Here is a 255-nt window from a genome sequence, read left to right as displayed (position 1 = left end):
CCTGGTAACGTTCTTCATTATAAAATTGGATATATCGATCAATATCCTCTACTAATTCTTCAAAGCTCTTATATTGTTTTAAATCATAAGATTCGCTTTTAAAATGGCCAAAAAAGCTTTCTACAGGTGCATTATCAATACATTTCCCAACACGGGACATGCTGCGTGTAATCTCGGCTTTTGTCGTCACCAAACGATATTCTTTCGATGTATACTGCGAACCCCGATCACTATGCAGTAAAGGCGTAGCACCTG

General features: G+C 38.0%; 1 protein-coding gene. It reads right to left on the bottom strand.

Going from position 1 to position 255, the window contains the following annotated elements:
* Nucleotides 1-255, bottom strand: a 255-nt coding sequence (locus tag KI363_RS21845) for an integrase core domain-containing protein (protein WP_212967634.1), incomplete at both ends; no start/stop codon positions are given.

It is taken from the genome of Lederbergia ruris, from assembly GCF_018332955.1.
GTDB classification, from domain to species: Bacteria; Bacillota; Bacilli; order Bacillales; family Bacillaceae_C; genus Lederbergia; species Lederbergia ruris.
Note: the sequence above shows the minus strand (reverse complement) of the source record. Positions and strands in the feature narration are given on the sequence as shown.